The organism is Mesorhizobium cantuariense (assembly GCF_042647205.1).
Taxonomy (GTDB): Bacteria; Pseudomonadota; Alphaproteobacteria; order Rhizobiales; family Rhizobiaceae; genus Mesorhizobium; species Mesorhizobium cantuariense.
Genome location: NZ_JBHRVD010000001.1, coordinates 7,820,303 through 7,836,820, shown reverse-complemented (window position 1 = coordinate 7,836,820; position 16,518 = coordinate 7,820,303). Strand labels below are relative to the sequence as shown.

The window sequence follows — 16,518 nt, the reverse complement described above, 5'->3', positions numbered from 1 at the left end:
AGGCAGCCAAGCATAGCGAGCCAGCGCAGGCAAGTATTTTGCCTGACGGTGATAGGCGCTTAGCGCGCCGGGCGGAAATGCTTGGACAGCTTCAGGCCCTGCGCCTGGTAGTTGGAGCCGAGATCGGTGCCGTAGAGCGCCTGCGGCCGCTTCAGCATGTGCTCATAGACCAGCCGGCCGACAATCTGGCCATGGTCGAGGATGAACGGCACTTCGTGGCTGCGCACTTCGAGCACAGCCCGGCTGCCGGTACCACCGGACGCGGAATGGCCGAAGCCCGGATCGAAAAAACCGGCATAGTGGACGCGGAACTCACCGACCAGCGGATCGAAGGGCGTCATCTCGGCGGCGTAGAGCGGCGGCACATGCACCGCCTCCTGGCTGACGAGGATGTAGAATTCATCGGGATCGAGCACCAGTTCGCCGGCACCGCTCTTGTGGATCGGCTCCCAGAAGTCGACGACCTCCTGTGCCGCGCGCTTGTCGACATCGACGAGACCGGTGTGATGCTTGCCGCGATAGCCGACCAGGCCGTTCTGATCGCCGTTGAGGTCGATCGACAGCGCTATGCCGCCGCCGGAAATGTTCGGCGGCTCGGTGGCGACCAGCATCTGCGCGCGATGCAGGTCGTGCAGCTCGGCTTCCGAGAGCAGCGCATTGCCGGTGCGGAAACGTATCTGCGACAGACGCGAACCGGTGCGCGCGACGATCGGGAACGTGCGCGGGCTGACCTCCAGATAGAGCGGGCCATGATAGCCGGCGGCGATCTTGTCGAACTCGTGGCCGCGATCGGTCATGACACGGGTGAAGATATCGAGCCGCCCGGTCGAGCTCTTCGGATTGGCCGAGGCCGAAATGTCAGCCGGCAATGCCAGGCTTTCAAGCAAGGGCACGATATAGACGCAGCCGGTCTCCAGCACCGCGCCCTCGGCAAGATTGATCTCGTGCAACTGCAGCCGATCGAGCTTTTCCGAAACCTTGTGGTTGGGACCTGGCAGGAAGGAGGCACGCACCCGCCAAGCCTTATCGCCGAGCCTGAGATCAAGACTGGCCGGCTGGATCTGGTCGGCGTCAAGCGCGCGCGTCGACTTCAGCGCGCCGGACTGGAACAGCGCCGATATGTCCTGATCGGGAAGAATGCCTGTCTGCCGCAAAGCTGGGTCGCTCCAAGACCGTTGGTACAAACCTCTTAATGAAGCCGGCAATTGACGCAAGCGTGGCGCGGGTCTAAAGGGTCGTTATCCCGTGGTGATTTGGCCGGTCGGCTTGCAGCCACGTTAAACAAGTCGCTAAAGGACCGTCGGGCCGCAAGGCCGTATGGACCGGTTGCGACTTTCGCGGCCGGTTTTTTTGTGTCTGGAAGAAGAGCGATGAGCACCAAGAAGCGCAACTGGAAGCCTCAGACGGCACTCGTGCACAGCGGAACGCTGCGTTCCGGCTTCGGCGAAACGTCGGAAGCGATTTACCTGACCCAGGGCTATGTCTACGAAACGGCGCAGGCCGCCGAAGCCCGTTTCAAGGGCGAGGAGCCGGGTTTCATCTATTCGCGCTACGCCAATCCGACCGTCGACATGTTCGAGAAGCGCATGTGCGCGCTCGAAGGTGCGGAAGACGCTCGCGCCACCGCCTCCGGCATGGCCGCGGTGACGGCTGCCCTTCTGTGCAGCGCCAAGGCCGGCGACCATATCGTGGCGGCGCGCGCGCTGTTCGGTTCGTGCCGCTGGGTGGTCGAGACGCTGGCGCCGAAATACGGCATCGAGGCAACGCTGGTCGACGGCACCGACATCGCCAACTGGGAAAAGGCGGTCAAGCCGAACACCAAGCTGTTCTTCCTGGAAAGCCCGACCAATCCGACGCTGGAAGTGGTCGACATCGCTGCGGTTGCCTCACTTGCCAATTCGATCGGGGCGCGACTGATCGTCGACAATGTCTTCGCCACGCCTTTGCAGCAGAAGCCTTTGCAGCTCGGCGCCCATATCGTCGTCTATTCGGCGACCAAGCATATTGACGGCCAGGGACGATGCCTCGGCGGCGTCATCCTGTCGGACAAGAAATGGATCGACGAGAACCTGCACGACTATTTCCGCCACACCGGTCCGAGCCTGTCGCCGTTCAACGCCTGGACGCTGCTGAAGGGCCTGGAGACGCTGCCGCTGCGCGTGCGCCAGCAGACGGAAAGCGCAGGCCGGATCGCGGATTTCCTGGCCGAACGGCCGGAAATCGCCCGCGTCATCTATCCCGGGCGGGCCGACCATCCGCAGGCCGATATCGTCAAGAAGCAGATGTCGGGCGGCTCGACGCTGATCTGCCTCGACGTCAAGGGCGGCAAGCACGCGGCCTTCGCCTTGCAGAACGCGCTTGAAATCGTCTTGATCTCCAACAATCTCGGCGATGCCAAAAGCCTGATCACCCACCCGGCGACGACGACGCACAAGAATCTGAGTGACGAGGCCCGCGCCGAGCTCGGCATCGGGCCGGGCACGCTCAGACTGTCGGTCGGCCTGGAGGACACCGACGATCTGCTAGAGGATATCGCACAGGCGCTGAAGGCCAAATAAGAGGGCTTTTCAAGCGCCGGAAGGCGTCTCTTCCAGTTCGGCCGCCTTGGTGCCAATGGTCATCGCATTGCCGCGCCAGTCGACGGCGCCGCCGAGCCAGCCGCGCGCCCACATCGTCGGCAGCATCAGGTCGCGCACCATGATCGCCGCGACCATGCGCGGCGACAGGTACCAGCCCTTGAACCAGGCCAGGGCGCATTCCGGAAGATAGAAGGCCGCCAGCACGGCGATGGCGGTTGCCCAGAGACTGACGCCGGCGCTTGCCGCCGCAATCAACGCAAGCACCAGCGGCACCACCGCGCCGGTCAGGATTTCAGGCGCGAAGAACAGCGGAAAGGTGACGCGGCGCAGGCGTGCCCAGCGGGCCTGACGTGACCAGATCTCGTCAAAGGTGCGCCGGCCGAGCGGCTGCTCGAAGGGCGCGGCGACGAGATTGACGCGCAGGCCGAGGCCATTGACCAGCTTGGTCGCGGCGGCGTCCTCGGCGATCTCGGCTGCAAGCGCGCGGATGCCGCCATTGGCGTCGAGCATCGGCTTGTTCCAGAGCATGCTCTTGCCCTGGGCAAAGCCGAGGCCAAGCGCCTCGCCGGCATATTGCCAGCGTGCCTGCAGCGTGTTGAGGAAAGCGCATTCGACCTCGGCCCAGAAGCCGGCTGGCCGCGAACCGATCGGCGTCGAGCAGACAAGGCCGGTGTCGGGCCTCCATGCAGCCATCAGGTGCTGGACGTAATCTCTCGGCATCAACACGTTGGAATCGGCCAGAACAACCCAATTGTGCCGCGCCGCTTCCCAGCCCTTGACGCAATTGTTGAGTTTCGGATTGGCGCTGATGCGGTCGTCGCCAACCAGCAGCCGGGCCGGCACTTTCGGAAACAGGGCAATCGCCCTGTTTATCAGTTTGACCACCGGATCGTCGGCATGGGCGACGCAGAAGATCAGCTCGTAGCGCGGCCAGTCGAGCGAGAAGGCGCGCTCCAGCGTCTCGTGCGTGAACGGCTCGACGCCACGCGAAGGCACGACGATCGACACCGGCCGCGGCTTGCCGGCCGACGGGGGAATGGTGCGGCGCCGTTTCAGACGCGAAGCGGCAAGCACGATGCTGGCAAGATTTGAGAGGATGAGAGCAGCTGAAAGCGTGGCGGCTATGAGAGTGAGTTCCATCGAGATCCGGTCACTCCAGAAAAATCGGTCCATATGACGACCGATTTCAACAGTTCGGCAGAGCGCCCGAGTCGCGCGGCACTGATCGGCGCACACCATCATTGTCATGTGTCACTTAAATGACATTCTTTGCCCGCACCTGCCGTTCAGTCGGCAACGAACAGGACGCGCACCGTTGACCAGCTCGCATTGAGCGCCGAAAGTTGCCGGATTGTTTTGGAGCCGCTTATGTATAGCGCCGTCACGCGCAACATCGAAGTTCAGGTCAGGCCGTTCTATCTGGAGGACCGCTCGGATCCGGCCGAGAACCGCTATGTCTGGGGCTATCAGATAACGATCGACAATCAGTCGGACGATTTCGTGCAGCTGTTGTCGCGCTATTGGCACATCACCGACGGCACCGGCCGGGTCGAGGAGGTACGCGGCCCCGGCGTCGTCGGCGACCAGCCCGAACTCAATCCCGGCGACAGCTACCAATACACATCCGGTTGCCCGCTCTCGACACCGTCCGGCATCATGGTCGGGCACTACACGATGCGCAACAAGCGGGGCGAGACGTTCGACATCGCCATTCCCGCATTTTCACTCGACCTGCCGGGGACACGGCGGACGGTGAATTAGTTTCGCCTCACCGGCCGCGAAGCGGCCGGTGAGGCGTGTCTTTCTTTACTGAGCCGCGAATTCCGCCGGATCGAAGTCATATTGCTTCGAGCAGAATTCGCAGGCGACGTGGATGCCGCCATCCTCGGTGCTGTCCTTGATCTCCTGCGCGGAAAAACCCTCGAGGATGCCGCGGATCTTGTCCTTGGAGCACGAGCACTGGTCGGCGACCGGAACGCCGCCGAAGACGCGCACGCCATGCTCGTGGAACAGCCTGTAAAGCAGCCGCTCGGCACCGATCGTCGGGTCGATCAGTTCGGTCGGTTCGATCGTGCCGAGCAGCGCCAGCAACTCCTGCCAGGAATTGTCGGCCGGATCGTGGATCTCCTCGCGCGGATCGCCATCGCCACCCGGCAGATCCGGCACGCGCATGCGCTCGGGCGACTGCGGCAGGAACTGCGCCAGGATGCCACCGGCGCGCCACTGCTCGCGGGCGCCGCCGGGGCCGGGCGTCAGCAGCTTGGCCACCGAGAGCCTGAGATCGGTCGGGATCTGCTCCGACTGACGGAAATAGGTGCGTGCCGCATCTTCCAGCGTCTCGCCGTCGAGTTGGACGATGCCCTGATAGCGCTGCGTGTGAGCGCCCTGATCGATGGTCAGCGCCAACACGCCGCTGCCAAGCAGCGTCTGCTGGGACGTTTCGCCTGCCGCGACCAACGCCTCCAACCGGTCGGCGTCGAAACGCGCATAGGCGCGCAGCGCCGAGGGCGTGGAGAAATCCGCGACCAGCATGTCGACAGGCCCGTCGGTGCGGGTCTGCAGGATGAATTTACCCTCGAACTTGAGCGAGGTGCCGAGCAGCACCGTCAGCACACAGGCCTCCGCCAGCAGGCGGGCGACCGGCTCGGGATAGTCGTGACGGCTGAGGATGGCGTCGAGCATCGGCCCGAGCTGGACGGTGCGGCCGCGCACATCGAGCGGGCCGACCTCGAACGGCACGACGTGATCGTCGCCGGCGTAGCCGAATTCGCCGAGTTTGGGGTGATGTTCAGTCACTTGATAGGTTTCCAACATGACAAAGCTCCAGGGCGCGGCCATGCCGCCCTCCGGGGCGCATGCGTCGAAACGCGCTTGATTTGCGTGATGCGGCGCAGATAGGCATCACACCCCCGCAGATCAAGCTCCCAGAGATCAAGCGCCGAGACACCAGGCGAGCACGGCCTTCTGGGCATGGAGCCGGTTCTCGGCTTCGTCGAAGACCACCGAATGCGGCCCGTCGATGACCTCGTCGGTCACTTCCTCGCCGCGATGCGCCGGCAGGCAGTGCATGAACAGCGCGTCCGGCTTGGCCCTGGCCATGAGCTTGGCATTGACCTGGTAGGGCGAGAACACGTTGTGGCCGCGGGCGCGATGCTCTTGGCCCATCGACACCCAGCAATCGGTGACGATGCAGTCGGCCTGATCGACGGCCTCCTCGGGCGAGCGGGTGAAGTGCAGCTTGCCGCCATGCGCCTGCGACCAGTCGATATGCTTCTGCGCCGGCTCGCTGCCCTCGGGCACCGCGACGTTGAGGTTGAAGCGGAACCGGGCCGAGGCCTCGAGCAGCGAATGCAGCACATTGTTGCCGTCGCCGGTCCAGGCGATGGTCTTGCCGGCGACCGGACCGCGATGTTCCTCGAAGGTCATGATATCGGCCATCAACTGGCACGGATGGGTATCGTCGGTCAGTCCGTTGATCACCGGCACGGTGGCGTTCTCGGTCAATTCCAGCAGCCGCTCATGCGAGGTGGTGCGGATCATGATCGCATCGACATAGCGCGACAGCACCTTGGCTGTGTCGGCAATAGTTTCGGAACGGCCGAGCTGCATCTCTGTGCCGGTCAGCATGATGGTTTCGCCGCCAAGCTGGCGCATGCCGACGTCGAAGGACACACGCGTGCGCGTCGACGGCTTGTCGAAGATCATCGCCAGCACCTTGCCTTCGAGCGGCTTTGTCCGCTCGCCGGCCTTGAGCCGCGCCTTTCGCACCACCGCATCGTCCAGCATGAAGCGCAGATCGCCTTCGGAAACGGCGGAAAGGTCGGTGAAATGGCGAACTGACATCAGGAATGGTTCCGGATTACTTCGCGGCGGCAGAGGCGATCGCCTCCGCCAGGCCCTTGGCGCCGGCGCGAATGCGGTTGAGCGCGTCGTGGATCTCGGCGTCGGTGACGGTGAGCGGCGGCAACAGGCGAATGACGTTGTCGCCGGCCGGAACCGCCAGCAGGTGCTGGTCGCGCAATGCCATGTTCACCGTGGTGTTGGGCATGGCGCATTTGAGGCCGAGCATCAGCCCGGCGCCCCTAATGTCCTCGATGATTTCGGGAAACTCGTCGGCGACCGACGCAAGCCCCTGCTTCATCAGCAGCGCCTTGCGCTGGACATCTTCGAGGAAGCCGTCTTCCAGCACGACATCGAGCACGGCGTTGCCGACAGCCATGGCCAGCGGGTTACCGCCGAACGTGGTGCCGTGCACGCCTGCGGTCATGCCGACAGCCGCTTCATCCGTGGCAAGGCAGGCGCCCATCGGGAAGCCGCCGCCAATGCCCTTGGCGATCGCCATGATGTCTGGCGTGACACTGGACCATTCATGCGCGAACAGCTTGCCGGTACGGCCGATGCCGCACTGGACCTCATCGAAGATCAAGAGCAGGCCATGCTGCTCGCACAATTGCCTGAGCCGCTTCAGCGATTGCGTCGGCACCGGACGGATACCGCCCTCGCCCTGCACCGGCTCGATCAGGATGGCGGCCGTCTCCGGCGTGATCGCCTTTTCGGCGGCGTCGATGTCGTCGAAGCCGACCTGATCGAAGCCTTCGACCTTGGGGCCGAAGCCTTCAAGATATTTGTATTGACCGCCGGCCGCGATGGTCGCCAGCGTGCGGCCATGGAAGGCGCCCTCAAAGGTGATGACGCGGAAGCGTTCGGGGTGTCCGTTGACGAACTGGTAGCGCCGCGCCGTCTTGATCGCACATTCCAGCGCCTCGGCGCCGGAATTGGTGAAGAACACCTTGTCGGCGAAAGTGGCGTCGACCAGCCGCTCGCCGAGCCGGCTCTGCCCCGGAATCTCATAGAGATTGGAAACATGCCAGAGCTTGGCGGCCTGCTCGGTGAGTGCGGCGACCAGATGCGGATGGCTGTGGCCCAGCGAATTGACAGCGATGCCGCCGGCGAAATCGAGATATCGCTCGCCCTTGTCGGTAACCAGCCAAGTGCCTTCCCCGTGGTCGAAGGCCAAGGGTGCGCGAGCAAAGGTCTCGTAAAGCGCCGAACCGCTCATTATATGCGTCTCCGGTACCGGAAAATCAAAAAAGCCGCCAAAGCGGCGGCCTGTGCGGCTTATCCTGTTTTTCGGCCATGAAGTCAACGAAAACGTCGCGTAGTGGCGCGCGGCAAGCCCTCTGACGAGACGCCGGCTCATAAGCGACCGGGCAAGTTGGGGAAAACCGAAAAAACCGATTCGTGTTGCACTTGGGACTCTTGTCACCGAGTCAGCGCATAGAGTAGTTGTAGACGAGAAATAACTAGATTTCGTGCGGCGGACCTAATCACCAGATATATGTGGTGTCTGCCCCGGCAAATGTTGCCGGGTCGGGAGTGGATTCCGATTGCCGCACGCTTAGAGGAGCGCGGTCTCATGAACTGGACTGACGAGCGGGTAGAACTTCTCAGGAAACTGTGGTCGGAGGGTTTGAGCGCAAGCCAGATTGCCGCACAGCTTGGAGGGGTCAGCCGCAATGCGGTCATCGGCAAGGTGCATCGGCTGAAACTGTCGGGCCGCGGACGCTCGACCGCCACGCCGGCACGCCAGAAGAAGGCGGCGCAAGGATCGACCGTTCAGAAATCGGTATCACGCGCCGCAACCGCTACACGCCACGTCACGACATCGATCGGCGCGACGGCGTTGCAGACGCAGTTCGACGCCGAACCGGTGGCACGCCATTACATCCGCCCGGTCGAAAATGTCGTGTTGCCGATCTCACGGCACCTGCAACTCGTCGAGCTGACCGAGCGGACCTGCAAATGGCCGAACGGCGATCCGCTTTCGGAGGACTTCCATTTCTGCGGCAACGATGCCGCCGAAACCGGTCCCTACTGCAAGTACCACGCCCGCGTGGCATTCCAGCCGGCATCGGAGCGGCGGCGGAGTCGCTGAGCGAATAGCGAATAGCGAATAGCGAATAGCGAATAGCGAATAGCGAATAGCGAATAGCGAATAGCGAATAGCGAATAGCGAATAGAAACGGCTTGGCTTCTGTGACAGGGAGCAAGCCGTTTTTGTGTTATTCGCTATTTGCTATTCGCTCTCTTTCACAGCCAGCCGTTCTTCCTAAACCGCCAGTAGAGAAACGCGCAGATCAGCGCGATCGTGGCCAGCACCACCGGATATCCGTATTCCATCTTCAGTTCCGGCATACCGTCGAAGTTCATGCCGTAGATGCCTGCGAGCGCTGTCGGCACCGCCAGGATGGCGGCCCATGAGGCGAGCTTCTTGGTGTTCGCCGTTTCCTGACTCTGGCCGACCAGCAGGCTCGCCTCGAAAGCGAACGCCAGCACCTCGCGCAGGCTGTCGATCTTTTCCTGGACGGTGCGGATGTGATCGGTGACGTCGCGAAACAGCGGGTGCATGGCCGTATGGATCTGCGGCAGCTCGGCGCTGGTCAGCCGTCGGCAGACTTCGACCAGCGGAAGCGCGGCATTGCGCAGGCGCAAAAGATCGCGGCGCAGCATATAGAGCCGCTCGATGTCGGGACCGGTCATCGGCTTCAGCAGAACCTTGTCCTCGATCGCCTCGACCTCGTCCTCGATCTGCTCGAGCACCGGCATGTAATTGTCGACGATGAAATCGAGAATGGCATAGAGGACGAAATCCTCGCCCTTGGCCAGCGAATGCGGGCAGCTTTCCCAGTGCTGGCGAACGGCGGCATAGGACGTCGAGGGACCGTGCCTGACGCTGACGATGTAGCCGCTGCCGACGAACAAATGGGTCTCGCCGAAGGTGACCCGACCGTCGATCAGCTGCGCGGTGCGGGCAACAATGAACAAGGCGTCGCCATACTGCTCGATCTTCGGCCGCTGGTGCGGATGCTCGGCATCCTCGATCGCCAGCTCGTGCAGGTGAAACTGTGCCTGGACGCGCAGCAGCAGGTTGCGGTCGGGCTCAAGCAGGCCAATCCAGACGACATGACCGGATTTTTTTGCCCATTCGCCGGCTTCCTCGATGGGAATGTCGGCGATGCGGCGCCCGGCCGTGTAGACACCGCAAGCGATGATGCCGGATGTCGGCGCGGGCGCCGGGGTCAGGTTCCGAACATTTTCCATCACGGCCTCCCGAAGCAAATCCACGGACGAGGATAGAGGCGAAACCCGGAGAGCTTAGCGTAATTCGGGTGACGGTTCGAGAGGCGGCGTTCACTTCACCGGCAGCGTCTCGGAAAGACCGATCTTGTCGGTCTTGTCGCCCTTGGGCCGCTCAGCCGGCAACTGCTCGCCGGTGACGATGTAGTAGATGGTCTCGGCGATGTTGGTGGCGTGATCACCGATACGCTCGATGTTCTTGGCACAGAACAGCAGATGCGTGCAGGGCGTGATGTTGCGCGGATCTTCCATCATGTAGGTCAGCAATTCGCGAAACAGCGATGTGTACATAGCGTCGATCTGGTCGTCGCGGTCGCGCACGAAGCCGATTTTCTCCACCGAGCGAGACGCGTAGACGTCGAGCACTTCCTTGAGCTGGGTCAGCGCCAGGTTGGCCAGGGCCTCGAGGCCGCGGAACAGGCTGACCGGCTGGCGTCCGTCGGTGACGGCGACCACCCGCTTGGCAACGTTCTTGGCGAGGTCGCCAACCCGTTCGAGGTCGGCGGAGATGCGGATGGTCCCGACGATCTCGCGCAGATCCGTCGCCATCGGCTGACGCTTGGCAATGATGATGATCGCCTTGTCGTCGATTTCGCGTTGCCCTTCATCCAGCACGGCATCGTCGCGAATGACCTTCTGAGCCAGTCCCGGGTCGGCATTGACCAAAGCGGCGATCGCCTGCTCGACCATGCGCTCGGCATGGCCGCCCATCGCAGCGATGCGCTTGGACAGATATTTCAGCTCCTCGTCATAGGCGCTGACGATGTGCACGGACTGCATGGCAAAATGCCTTCCCCACGGGGTGTTTTGACTTTGAGTCGTTTCCTCGAATCCCCGCTGATACGCTAGCCGGATGACAGAAAAAAGAAACAGCCCCGTTGAAACTAGGGCGATATCAGTGCGTCGGCAAATGAACCGAGAATGCCGCGCCCTTGCCGACCTCGGACTTGATCGAAAGCCTGGCGTTGTGTCGCGTCAGGATATGCTTGACGATCGACAGGCCAAGGCCGGTGCCCTTCTGGGTGCGGCTGGTCTCGACATCGACGCGGTAGAAGCGCTCGGTGATGCGCGGAATGTGCTCTTCGGGAATGCCGGGGCCAAAGTCCCTGATGGTCACGTCGATGCCCTGTTCTGAGCCGGCATCGCTGCGCGCGATCGACACCACCACGCGCCCGCCGGACTGCCCGTATTTGCAGGCGTTTTCCAGCAGGTTCTCGAAAACCTGGAAAAGCTCGTCGCGATCACCCGGCACATCAAGCGGCCCATCGGCATAGTCCCGCTCGATGGCAACGCTGTTTTCCCTGGCCAGCGGTCCGAGCGAATCGATGACGCTGTCGACCGCTTCGCGCAGATCGACCTCGGTTCCCGGCTTCAGATAAGGCTTCATCTCAAGCCGAGACAGCGACAGCAAATCGTCGATCAGACGCGCCATGCGACCGGTCTGGCTCTGCATGATCTGCAGGAACTGATCGCGCGCCGCCGGGTCGTTGCGGGCCGGCCCGCGCAGCGTTTCGATGAAGCCGGCGATGGAGGCGAGCGGCGTGCGCAGTTCGTGGCTGGCATTGGCGATGAAATCGGCGCGCATGCGGTCGATCCTGCGCGTTTCGCTCTGGTCCTTGAACACCAGCACATAGAGATCGGTGGCGTGACCGACCGAGGATGCGCTCACCCGGTAAGCCCGTTCGACCGGCAGCTTTTCCGTATAATCGACGACATCAGAGGCGACATCGCCCGACAGAACGCCGTCGAGCAGCGCCTGCATTTCCGGCGCCCGGAATTTCAACGACAGCGACATGCCCGGCGCGATCCCGCCGAAGGCGGCGAAGGCGGCGGCATTGGCATGCACGATGGTGGCGGTCCGATCGAAGATGATCAGCGGATCGGCGACGGCGGCCGCAAGATATTCGCCGGAGAGCCGCTGCAAGCCGATGGCCTCGATGGCGGGGCCGCTCTCGGTGGATTGGCGCGCGCCGGCGGTCGGCAGCATTGCCGCGGCAAGCAGCAAGAGCAACGCCGCAAGGACGACATAGGCTGAAATCGCGGCCAAGGCGTAAACGGCGAGAACCGCGACGATACCGGCGATCAGCAGCCAGCGGCTGTTCCACAGCCTAAAGGCTATGGTCTGCGCGGCACCCTTCTGTTCTGTGTCCAGGTCAGCCATTTGCTTAAGCGTCCGCACCCATGCCTTCGCATCCGACGACCCGGTGGCGGAAACTTCCGCTGGACCGCTTGCCGCATGACCCCGAAAATCGGGAATCGATTTTCGGAAAAGATCATGCGCAAATTAAAGTGCTACAGCGTCCTTTGCGCGTCCAAACGGACGCGCGGCGCTGCAGTGGCTCCCCATAGCATGAGTCCGGAAGCTGGAAAGGGTTCGTCTCGATGAAAAAAGCCAAGGAAAGTCCCGCCGCGCCAACTTCGGGGCCGCTGAAGATCAGGATCGGCGGCAAGGAACGGGAGTTCGACATCGAAAATCCCATGCTTCCCGACTGGGTCGAGGACAACAAGCTGACCGCCGGCGGCTATCCCTACGACAAGAAGATGAAAAGCGACGAGTATGACGAGACGCTCGAGAAATTGCAGATCGAGCTGGTCAAGGCGCAGGCCTGGCTGCAGTCGACCGGCAAACGGGTGATGGCGCTGTTCGAGGGCCGCGACGCTGCCGGCAAGGGCGGCACGATCTTTGTGGTGCGCCAGTATCTCAACCCGCGCACGGCACGCAACGTGGCGCTGACCAAGCCGACCCCAACGGAGTTGGGGCAATGGTACTACCAGCGCTATGTCGACCATTTCCCGACATCGGGCGAGTTCGTCACCCTCGACCGCTCCTGGTACAACCGCGCAGGCGTCGAGCCGGTGATGGGTTTCTGCACGCCGCAGCAGCACGAACAGTTTCTCGACGAGACGCCGCATTTCGAGCGGATGATCTCCAACGAGGGCATCCACTTCTTCAAGTTCTGGCTGAACATCGGCCGGGAAACGCAGCTCGAGCGCTTCCACGACCGCCGCTACAGCCCGCTGAAGAGCTGGAAGTTTTCACCGATCGACGTTGCCGGCATCACCAAGTGGGACGATTACACCAGCGTCCGCGACACCATGTTCGAGCGCACCCACAAGGAGTTCGCGCCGTGGATCATCGTACGGGCCAACGATAAGCGCCGCGCGCGGCTGGCGGTCATGCAGCGCATCCTCTCGTCGCTGCCCTATGACGGGCGCGATCTCGACGTGATCGGTAAGGAGGACAAGAAGATCATCGGCGAAGGGCCGTCATTCCTCGGCAAGCAGGATTGACGCTTCCGCGCCGCGCGGCCAAGGGCCGCGCGGCGATGCTTTTCCTCGCGACTCCTAAAGCGCGTCGCGTCGAAACGGATTCATGCGCCGCGCTTTAGGTCTTCTTTCCTTGCATGTCGTTGTCTCAAAACCGGGGCCACTTTTGAGCGACATGCATTAAGCCGCCAGCCGGGCGATGCGCTGCAGTCGCCGCAGCGTGGTGTCGTCCTGCAGTGCCTGCTGGAAAAGCGAAATCTCCTGGTCGATGCGGTCGCAGAGCGCCTGGGTGTTGCCCTTGAGCAGGCCGCGCGTCTGCAGCAGGGCGGCGACCGGCTTCTTGACAAGCTGTCTCGCCCGGCCAAGGGCCGCTTCCTCGACGCTGCCGCCCGGCACGATCTCGGCGACAAGGCCGAGCGCCCTGGCGTCCTCGGCGCGAAGCGTGTCGCCGAGGCAGAAGAAGCGGAAGGCACCGGCATAGCCGAGCTTCTGCGGCGCCAGGATGCTGGTCGCCGCATCCGGCACCAGGCCGAAATCGACGAACGGCACCCGGAACGTGCTTTCGTCGGACGCGATCACCATGTCGCAGTGGAACAGGATGGTGCAGCCGACGCCGACCGCATCGCCGTCGACGCAGGCAAGGATGGGCTTGGGAAATGTCGCCAGCGTGCGAAACAGGTCGGTGACGGCGGCGATCAGTTTCTGGTGCTTGGTGGCGTCGAGGAATTCGGAAAAGTCGCCGCCGAGGCAGAAACAGCCTGCCAGGCCGCGCAGCACGACGACGCGCACCTCCTCATTGTCGGCGGCTTCATGAAAGGTCCTTGCCAGGCTTTCATAGGCTCTCCTGTCCAGCACCGGCCGGCCGTCATTCGACGACACGGTGACCACCAGCGTGTGATTGCGAAGTTCGGGTTGCGGGTGTGTGCTCATGACTGTCTCCGATCTCATGACGCTCGCCTTTGGCCGAGCATGTCGGGATATCCCCTGGCCAGCACAGGCGCAAAATGATTGCGGCGCGACCGCACCACGTCGAGGGTGTGCTCGTTGAAGGTGAGCAGGGTTGCTACGACCTGCTGGTTGCCATAGGTGCGTTGATATCCCAGCGGGGTTGCCAGGAAATGCAACTGCAATGCGCGCAACACCCACATCGGCTCGAACTCGATAATCACCTTGTCGACGCCGCGCTTCAGCCCCCACTCGACGAAGCCGGCGATCAATTCGGTGCCGACGGTCGAAACGCCGCGGCGGCCATCGCGAAAACCGGGAGCCACCGCATAGCGGGTCAATTCCCAGATGTTCGGGCCCGATGGCGGCGTTCCTTCGGAAAGGTCGGTCAAAACCTCGGTCAACAGATGAGGCCGCGTGGTCGGCAACATCCTTTGATAGCCCGCGACTTCGTCGCCCCTGATGACGATCTGATGGACGGCCTCGTCGTGATCGAATTGGTCGAGTTCGAGGCCGTCGGGCCGCCTGAGATCATCCCACCCCATCTCCTCCACAAATATCTTGTAGCGCAGCCGATGGACTGCCTCCCAAAGGTCGGGACGTTCCATCAATTCCTGGGTTGTAAGGGAAAAAAGCATTCCGCCGTCTCCTGTGTTCAGAGGAAGATACGGCCGTGCTTTGGTGAGAAAATTGCGTGATCGCGTAGGCAAGCATTTCAGGTCGGCACGGCCGACCTAACTAATGTAGCCCCGCCGTATCGCTTCCGCGACGGCCTGCACCCGGTTTACGGCACCGAGTTTGCTTTTGGCGTTAAGAAGATGTTTCTCCGAGGTGTGTTCGGAGATGCCGAGGATTTGTGAAATCTCCCATTCGGACTTGCCGACGGCGGCCCATTGCAGGCATTCGCGTTCGCGCGGCGTCAGCACGATATGATCGATGGTCTTGCTCGCCATGGTGTGGAGTTGCATGGCGCGGCCAACCGCGTAGGTCGACACCAGCGACACCTGGCCGAACTCGGCGGCGGACAATTCCACGGCCTCGCCGCCCAGCGACACCATGACGATCTGACCGTCGAGCGTGATCAACGGGAAGGCCAGCCCATCACGCAGCTTGAAGGCGCCGGCATCGCCCATCACTTCACCGCTGCTCTTGTCTATGCGGATGCCCTGCGACGCCTCGTGCCACTGGAAGGGCGCCTGCAACTGTTTCATATGGCTGACGACCGGGTCATGATCGACATAGTTGCGCGCGACATAGCGCTCCAGCCACTCGCCAGGCCAATCGCAGAGAAGCACATGCTCCTTTTGCTGGCCGGCCGGCGTGCCCGGCTGCGGTACGGTTCCCGCCATGAGTGCGGTGAGACCGAAATCCGACGTTATACCCAACAGCCTTTCGCAAACCGCCGCCGCCGTTGCGGCGTGCTGCAGTTGGTCTATGAATTCCAGCGTGCGATCGAACTGACCCATCGCAACATCAACCCCATGTTGCCTCATGCATTGCGGCCGATGATGCGTGTCTGATTTACACTTCGCCACCGACCACGGATTGCAAACCGCATGCTTATTCTGTGGCTTCGACCTTGATCCTCTCACCAAGGCGGCCAAAGCTGATTTGCAAACCGGCTAAATCATATCCTGAAATCGGCGGGTTGAAATCAAAAACCATTGTGCCTGTACCATTTTCGTACCAAAACCGGTGCGAGCACGACTGTGGCGGAGTTTTATCTTGGCGTTCCGGTGGAGGTCCTTCGCCCTTGCTATGCTGATCGGGCTGCTGTCGGTCGCCGATGGTGCGCGCGCCGCGGCGCCTCAGGTTCCGGTGCTGTGGGACGCCAAAGAGCGGCTGCCCAAGCCAGACCTTTCGGCGCTGCCCCGGCTGAGATTCCTGACCACCACGGATTTCCCACCCTTCAATTTCCTCGACGGCTCGGGAAAGCTGTCTGGCTTCCACATTGATCTGGCGCGCGCCATCTGCGCCGAGCTTGGCATCGTCGAAAAATGCCAGATCCAGGCCTTGCCCTGGAACGAGCTGGAAGGTGCACTGCAGAAAGGCGAAGGCGAGGCGATCATTGCCGGCATCGCCGCAACGCCGGAATCGCGCGCGATCTATGCCTTCTCGCGCTCCTATCTGCAGTTTCCGGCACGCTTCATCATGCGCAAGAGCAAAGCGCTGACCGAACCGGTCTTTGACAAGTTGCACGGCAAGCGTGTCGGCGTGGTCGCCGGATCGGCGCACGAGCGCATGCTGCGGGACTATTTCAACACCGTTCAGATCGTCCCCTTCGACAGACCGGAAGACCTCTATGCCGATCTCAGGGCCAGCAAGGTCGACGCAGCCTTCGGCGACGGCATGCGCCTGGCTTTCTGGCTGGGTGGCTCGGACGCAGCGGGGTGCTGCCGCTTTGCCGGCGGGCCCTATCTGGCGCCCGAATATCTGGGTTCGGGCATGGCCATCGCCACCCGGGTGGACAATCCGGCGCTGGCCGCCGCGCTCGACTACGCGCTGCAGGAGATTTCGATGAAAGGCACGTTTGCCGAATTCTACCTGCGCTATTTCCCGGTCAGTTTTTTCTGATCCGGTTCCGGTCAGA

At 62.5% G+C, this 16,518-nt stretch carries 16 protein-coding genes and 1 riboswitch; of the genes, 5 read left to right on the top strand and 11 right to left on the bottom strand.

Annotated features, from left to right (window positions below; all coding sequences use genetic code 11):
- Window positions 1-59: 59 nt before the first annotated feature.
- Window positions 60-1,154 carry a 2'-deoxycytidine 5'-triphosphate deaminase gene (locus ACFOJ9_RS38120; protein ID WP_378987327.1) on the bottom strand — a complete coding sequence of 365 codons (1,095 nt, stop codon included), beginning with the start codon at window positions 1,152-1,154 and terminating at the stop codon, window positions 60-62.
- An 81-nt stretch (window positions 1,155-1,235) separates the two neighbouring features.
- Window positions 1,236-1,313: riboswitch (SAM riboswitch) on the top strand.
- A 57-nt stretch (window positions 1,314-1,370) separates the two neighbouring features.
- Here ACFOJ9_RS38120 and ACFOJ9_RS38115 point away from each other — a divergent pair.
- The gene (locus ACFOJ9_RS38115; protein WP_378987324.1) at window positions 1,371-2,558 is read left to right on the top strand and encodes an O-succinylhomoserine sulfhydrylase; all 1,188 of its coding nucleotides are present in this window, start codon (window positions 1,371-1,373) and stop codon (window positions 2,556-2,558) included.
- Between the two features lie 9 nt (window positions 2,559-2,567).
- Here ACFOJ9_RS38115 and ACFOJ9_RS38110 read toward each other — a convergent pair whose 3' ends face one another.
- The gene (locus ACFOJ9_RS38110; protein WP_378987321.1) at window positions 2,568-3,719 is read right to left on the bottom strand and encodes a ceramide glucosyltransferase; all 1,152 of its coding nucleotides are present in this window, start codon (window positions 3,717-3,719) and stop codon (window positions 2,568-2,570) included.
- Window positions 3,720-3,947: 228 nt separating this feature from the next.
- Here ACFOJ9_RS38110 and apaG point away from each other — a divergent pair, with 228 nt between their 5' ends.
- A complete protein-coding gene (gene apaG, locus ACFOJ9_RS38105; RefSeq protein ID WP_378987318.1) occupies window positions 3,948-4,340 on the top strand; it encodes a Co2+/Mg2+ efflux protein ApaG in 393 nt (130 codons plus the stop codon).
- Between the two features lie 45 nt (window positions 4,341-4,385).
- Here apaG and ACFOJ9_RS38100 read toward each other — a convergent pair whose 3' ends face one another.
- From ACFOJ9_RS38100 to ACFOJ9_RS38090, 3 genes are all read right to left on the bottom strand, one after another.
- Window positions 4,386-5,417, bottom strand: coding sequence for an Hsp33 family molecular chaperone (locus ACFOJ9_RS38100; RefSeq protein WP_378987315.1), 1,032 nt, complete (start codon window positions 5,415-5,417; stop codon window positions 4,386-4,388).
- Window positions 5,418-5,510: 93 nt separating this feature from the next.
- Window positions 5,511-6,422 (bottom strand): ornithine carbamoyltransferase, encoded by a 912-nt coding sequence (gene argF / locus ACFOJ9_RS38095; RefSeq protein WP_056588317.1) that lies wholly within the window; start codon window positions 6,420-6,422, stop codon window positions 5,511-5,513.
- A gap of 16 nt (window positions 6,423-6,438) precedes the next feature.
- Window positions 6,439-7,638: an aspartate aminotransferase family protein gene (locus ACFOJ9_RS38090; protein WP_378987312.1), complete on the bottom strand. Its 1,200-nt coding sequence runs from the start codon at window positions 7,636-7,638 to the stop codon at window positions 6,439-6,441.
- Window positions 7,639-7,995: 357 nt separating this feature from the next.
- On the opposite strand from ACFOJ9_RS38090, the gene ACFOJ9_RS38085 reads away from it, so the two are divergent.
- Entirely contained in the window at window positions 7,996-8,514 is a 519-nt protein-coding gene (locus ACFOJ9_RS38085; RefSeq protein WP_056588322.1) for a GcrA family cell cycle regulator, read from the top strand.
- 155 nt (window positions 8,515-8,669) lie between these two features.
- Here the strand turns inward: ACFOJ9_RS38085 and ACFOJ9_RS38080 are convergent, their stop codons facing one another.
- From ACFOJ9_RS38080 to ACFOJ9_RS38070, 3 genes are all read right to left on the bottom strand, one after another.
- Window positions 8,670-9,680 carry a magnesium and cobalt transport protein CorA gene (locus ACFOJ9_RS38080; protein WP_378987309.1) on the bottom strand — a complete coding sequence of 337 codons (1,011 nt, stop codon included), beginning with the start codon at window positions 9,678-9,680 and terminating at the stop codon, window positions 8,670-8,672.
- Between the two features lie 90 nt (window positions 9,681-9,770).
- Window positions 9,771-10,496: a phosphate signaling complex protein PhoU gene (gene phoU / locus ACFOJ9_RS38075; RefSeq protein WP_378987306.1), complete on the bottom strand. Its 726-nt coding sequence runs from the start codon at window positions 10,494-10,496 to the stop codon at window positions 9,771-9,773.
- A gap of 115 nt (window positions 10,497-10,611) precedes the next feature.
- A complete protein-coding gene (locus tag ACFOJ9_RS38070; protein WP_378987303.1) occupies window positions 10,612-11,877 on the bottom strand; it encodes an ATP-binding protein in 1,266 nt (421 codons plus the stop codon).
- A gap of 221 nt (window positions 11,878-12,098) precedes the next feature.
- Here ACFOJ9_RS38070 and ppk2 point away from each other — a divergent pair, with 221 nt between their 5' ends.
- The gene (gene ppk2, locus ACFOJ9_RS38065; protein ID WP_378987300.1) at window positions 12,099-13,007 is read left to right on the top strand and encodes a polyphosphate kinase 2; all 909 of its coding nucleotides are present in this window, start codon (window positions 12,099-12,101) and stop codon (window positions 13,005-13,007) included.
- A gap of 156 nt (window positions 13,008-13,163) precedes the next feature.
- Here the strand turns inward: ppk2 and ACFOJ9_RS38060 are convergent, their stop codons facing one another.
- The 3 genes from ACFOJ9_RS38060 to ACFOJ9_RS38050 all read right to left on the bottom strand — a co-directional run bounded on the left by ACFOJ9_RS38060 (window position 13,164) and on the right by ACFOJ9_RS38050 (window position 15,394).
- Entirely contained in the window at window positions 13,164-13,913 is a 750-nt protein-coding gene (locus ACFOJ9_RS38060) for an enoyl-CoA hydratase-related protein (protein WP_378987297.1), read from the bottom strand.
- Between the two features lie 14 nt (window positions 13,914-13,927).
- Window positions 13,928-14,566: an acyl-homoserine-lactone synthase gene (locus ACFOJ9_RS38055; protein WP_027039520.1), complete on the bottom strand. Its 639-nt coding sequence runs from the start codon at window positions 14,564-14,566 to the stop codon at window positions 13,928-13,930.
- Between the two features lie 96 nt (window positions 14,567-14,662).
- Window positions 14,663-15,394 (bottom strand): helix-turn-helix transcriptional regulator, encoded by a 732-nt coding sequence (locus tag ACFOJ9_RS38050; protein WP_378987294.1) that lies wholly within the window; start codon window positions 15,392-15,394, stop codon window positions 14,663-14,665.
- 259 nt (window positions 15,395-15,653) lie between these two features.
- Here ACFOJ9_RS38050 and ACFOJ9_RS38045 point away from each other — a divergent pair, with 259 nt between their 5' ends.
- Entirely contained in the window at window positions 15,654-16,502 is an 849-nt protein-coding gene (locus ACFOJ9_RS38045; protein ID WP_378987291.1) for a transporter substrate-binding domain-containing protein, read from the top strand.
- Window positions 16,503-16,518 lie beyond the last annotated feature (16 nt).

What these genes read in the sequence shown, in the direction of transcription:
- ACFOJ9_RS38115 (WP_378987324.1), top strand. Translation starts at nt 1,371, where the DNA reads ATGAGCACCAAGAAGCGCAACTGGAAGCCTCAGACGGCACTCGTGCAC.
- ACFOJ9_RS38110 (WP_378987321.1), bottom strand. Translation starts at nt 3,719, where the DNA reads ATGGAACTCACTCTCATAGCCGCCACGCTTTCAGCTGCTCTCATCCTC.
- apaG (WP_378987318.1), top strand. Translation starts at nt 3,948, where the DNA reads ATGTATAGCGCCGTCACGCGCAACATCGAAGTTCAGGTCAGGCCGTTC.
- ACFOJ9_RS38100 (WP_378987315.1), bottom strand. Translation starts at nt 5,417, where the DNA reads ATGGCCGCGCCCTGGAGCTTTGTCATGTTGGAAACCTATCAAGTGACT.
- argF (WP_056588317.1), bottom strand. Translation starts at nt 6,422, where the DNA reads ATGTCAGTTCGCCATTTCACCGACCTTTCCGCCGTTTCCGAAGGCGAT.
- ACFOJ9_RS38090 (WP_378987312.1), bottom strand. Translation starts at nt 7,638, where the DNA reads ATGAGCGGTTCGGCGCTTTACGAGACCTTTGCTCGCGCACCCTTGGCC.
- ACFOJ9_RS38085 (WP_056588322.1), top strand. Translation starts at nt 7,996, where the DNA reads ATGAACTGGACTGACGAGCGGGTAGAACTTCTCAGGAAACTGTGGTCG.
- ACFOJ9_RS38080 (WP_378987309.1), bottom strand. Translation starts at nt 9,680, where the DNA reads ATGGAAAATGTTCGGAACCTGACCCCGGCGCCCGCGCCGACATCCGGC.
- phoU (WP_378987306.1), bottom strand. Translation starts at nt 10,496, where the DNA reads ATGCAGTCCGTGCACATCGTCAGCGCCTATGACGAGGAGCTGAAATAT.
- ACFOJ9_RS38070 (WP_378987303.1), bottom strand. Translation starts at nt 11,877, where the DNA reads ATGGCTGACCTGGACACAGAACAGAAGGGTGCCGCGCAGACCATAGCC.
- ppk2 (WP_378987300.1), top strand. Translation starts at nt 12,099, where the DNA reads ATGAAAAAAGCCAAGGAAAGTCCCGCCGCGCCAACTTCGGGGCCGCTG.
- ACFOJ9_RS38060 (WP_378987297.1), bottom strand. Translation starts at nt 13,913, where the DNA reads ATGAGCACACACCCGCAACCCGAACTTCGCAATCACACGCTGGTGGTC.
- ACFOJ9_RS38055 (WP_027039520.1), bottom strand. Translation starts at nt 14,566, where the DNA reads ATGCTTTTTTCCCTTACAACCCAGGAATTGATGGAACGTCCCGACCTT.
- ACFOJ9_RS38050 (WP_378987294.1), bottom strand. Translation starts at nt 15,394, where the DNA reads ATGGGTCAGTTCGATCGCACGCTGGAATTCATAGACCAACTGCAGCAC.